The following is a 3230-nucleotide window of genomic DNA, read 5'->3' as shown; positions in this document are numbered from 1 at the left end:
GCGGCCATCAGCAGCGGGAAGTTCCACGGGATGATCTGGCCGACCACGCCCAGCGGTTCGTGGATGTGGTAGGCGACGGTGTTCTCGTTGATCTCGGCGGCGCCGCCTTCCTGGGCGCGGATGCAGCCGGCGAAGTAGCGGAAGTGGTCGGCGGCGAGCGGAATGTCGGCGTTCAGGGTTTCACGCACGGCCTTGCCGTTGTCCCAGGTTTCGGTGACGGCCAGGACTTCCAGGTTCTGCTCGATGCGGTCGGCGATCTTCAGCAGGATGTTCGAGCGGTCCTGCACGGAGGTGCGGCCCCAGGCATCGGCGGCGGCATGGGCGGCGTCCAGGGCTTTCTCGACGTCTTCGGCAGTGGAACGGGGGAATTCGGCGATCGGCTGGCCGTTCACCGGCGAGGTGTTGGTGAAGTACTGGCCTTTGACCGGGGCGACGAACTCGCCACCGATGTAGTTGCCGTAGCGGGACTTGAAGGAAACGACAGCGCCGGGGGTACCGGGTTGGGCGTAACGCATGGTGTTTCTCCTGTCTCTTGTTGTAGTTGCAAAGACGCGGTTGGCGTTTGTTCCTACTTGAGCAAGGGCCGGGCCAGAGTGACGAAAGTGCCGTTCCAGAGCGGTTTGTGGTGGCCTGGCGCGCATTCCTGGCAAGGGGTGTGACAGGCCTGGCACAACTGGGAGTGACACTTTGTCACGTATCTGGCACAGCGGATGACCGACGGGTCAGGCGGCCATTGCAAAGGCATCTACGCTGGAGGATGCTGCGTCGATGCGGGTGCCGTTCCACGGCCAGGGCTGCCTCCCGGGAAGCCCGCACTGGAGAAGAACAACAATGCAGAATCCTCTCAGTCGTCACGCCCAACAGGTGATGACCTTGGCACAGGGTAAGGCGCAGGCCAGTGGGCCAGCCGCCGACCCGTCCATCGCTCGCTCCTGGCTGCGTTGCCTGGAGGACTACCACCTCGATCCGGCCCAGGCGGTGGCGCCCACGGTGCTGGAGCACGGGCGCATGCTCGAATGCCGTGAGCGCATGCAGCAGGTGCTGGAGGTGGCCAACGGCGAGATGAACAACCTCTATCGCCAGCTCTCCGGGGCCGGTCATGCGGTGCTGCTGACCGACTCTCGCGGGGTGATCCTCAACTGCGTGACCGCCCACGCCGAGCGCCCCACCTTTGAACGTGCCGGGCTCTGGCTCGGCGCCGACTGGAGTGAGGCCAGCGAGGGCACCAATGGCATCGGCACCTGTGTGGTGGAGCGCCAGGCGCTGACCATCCACCAGGACGAACATTTCCGCAGCCGCCACACCGGGCTCACCTGTTCCGCCAGCCCGGTGTTCGATCCCCAGGGCGACCTGATGGCGGTGCTCGATGTGTCCTCCGCTCGGCACGATGTTTCGCGCCAGAGTCAGTTCCACACCATGGCGCTGGTCAACCTCTCGGCCAAGATGATCGAGAGTTGCTACTTCCTCCGTCGCTTCGAAGGCGAATGGCTGCTGCGCTTCCACCTTCAGGCCGAGTACATCGGGCTGTTCAGCGAGGGCCTCCTGGCGTTCGACGGGGAAGGGCGGATCAGTGCGGTCAACCAGAGTGCGATCAACCTGCTGGGCCTGCCCCGCGAGCGGCTGATCGGCCAGCCGGTGGAGGCCTTCTTCGACTGCCGCCTCGACGATTTGCTGGCCCGCGCCACGCCGCAGCCGGTGACCAGCTGGCCGCTGCGCACGCGCAATGGCCGCTCCCTGTTCGCCGCCCTGCGCGGGCAGCCTCGCAGTATTCCGCAACCGATTCCGCTGGAGCTGCCGAAAGCGGCACGACCCGGCATCTGCCTGGGCGATGCGGCGCTGCAGACCGACTTCCGCCGCGCCTTGCGCGTGTACGAACGGGATGTGCCACTGCTGATCAACGGCGAAACCGGTTCCGGCAAGGAAGCCTTCGCCCGCGCGCTGCACCAGGCCAGCTCCCGCGCCGAACGGCCTTTCGTGGCGCTGAACTGCGCGGCCATTCCGGAAACCCTGATCGAGAGCGAACTGTTCGGCTATCGCGGCGGCAGCTTCACCGGCGCTCGCAAAGAAGGCATGCGCGGCAAGCTGCAGCAGGCCGACGGCGGCACTCTGTTCCTCGACGAAATCGGCGACATGCCGCTGGCGCTACAGACCCGCCTGTTGCGGGTGCTGGAAGAGCGCCAGGTGGTGCCCATTGGCGGCGAGCCACTGCCGGTGGACGTGCGCATCATCAGCGCCACCCACCGCGCACTGGAGGAGCGGGTTCAGAGCGGCGGTTTCCGCGAAGACCTGTTCTACCGCCTCAACGGCCTGATCCTCGACCTGCCGCCCCTGCGCGAGCGCAGCGATAAGCCGGAGCTGCTGCACTACCTGCTGGCGGAAGAGGCGCGGGGCATGCGCGTCGTGCTTACCGAGGAGGCACGCCAGGTGTTGCTGGATTACCACTGGCCGGGCAACGTGCGGCAGATGCGCAACGTGCTGCGTACCCTGGCGGCGTTGTGTGAGGACGGCATCATTCGCCTGTCCGACCTGCCCCGCGAAGTGCTGCGCGCAGCACCCACGCCTGCAATGCTCGAACCCGTGGCCAGCCCGCTGGACGACGCCGAGCGCACGGCATTGCTGAATGCGCTGGAGAGCCAGCGCTGGCACATGACCCGCACCGCCGAACAACTCGGCATCAGCCGCAACACCCTGTACCGGAAGCTGCGCAAGCACGCGATTGCGACGCGCGGGTAATGATGTGGGAGCGATTTATTCGCGAATGAACTCACTCCCACAAGGAAGCGCCTGGGGCGGGCGTGGCACGGATAACCCTCTCTCCCTCCGGGAGAGGGCTGGGGTGAGGGCGGATCAGTCCATCCTTCGAACTAGCAAGGGGATGCGGTGCATCCCTTCGCGAATAAATTCGCCCCCACAGGGTTCGGGTTCCGCTGGAGGCTGCGACTTGCCGCTCTTCGTGGGGGCGATTTCAATCGCTAACCGGACCGCAGGGCCGGCCTTCGGGATTGCAGGGGGACGCTGCGCATCTCTTCGCGAATGAATTCGCCCCCACAGGGTTCGAATCCCGCCGGAAGCCGAGAGTTGCTGCTTTTTTGTGGGGGCGATTTCAATCGCTGACCGGGCCGAAGAGCCGGCCTTCGGAATTGCAGGGGGATGCTTCGCATCCCTTTGCGAATGAATTCGCCCCCACAGGGTTCGAATCCCGCCGGAAGCCGAGAGTTGCTGCTTTTTTG

General features: G+C 65.5%; 3 protein-coding genes. 1 reads left to right on the top strand and 2 read right to left on the bottom strand.

Annotated elements, in window-relative coordinates; translation table 11 throughout:
• Positions 1 to 515: aldehyde dehydrogenase family protein (locus tag E8F06_RS01870; RefSeq protein ID WP_280363643.1), on the bottom strand; the 515-nt coding region annotated here is incomplete at its 3' end.
• Positions 516 to 831: 316 nt separating this feature from the next.
• Between E8F06_RS01870 and E8F06_RS01865 the strand changes: the two genes are divergently transcribed.
• The gene (locus tag E8F06_RS01865; protein ID WP_280363641.1) at positions 832 to 2733 is read left to right on the top strand and encodes a sigma-54-dependent Fis family transcriptional regulator; all 1902 of its coding nucleotides are present in this window, start codon (positions 832 to 834) and stop codon (positions 2731 to 2733) included.
• 114 nt (positions 2734 to 2847) lie between these two features.
• On the opposite strand, the gene E8F06_RS01860 is transcribed toward E8F06_RS01865, so the two are convergent.
• On the bottom strand, positions 2848 to 3230 hold a 383-nt coding region (locus E8F06_RS01860; protein ID WP_280363639.1), incomplete at its 5' end, for a hypothetical protein.

Source organism: Pseudomonas sp. BN411 (assembly GCF_029871235.1).
Classification (GTDB): Bacteria; Pseudomonadota; Gammaproteobacteria; order Pseudomonadales; family Pseudomonadaceae; genus Metapseudomonas.
Note: the sequence above shows the minus strand (reverse complement) of the source record. Positions and strands in the feature narration are given on the sequence as shown.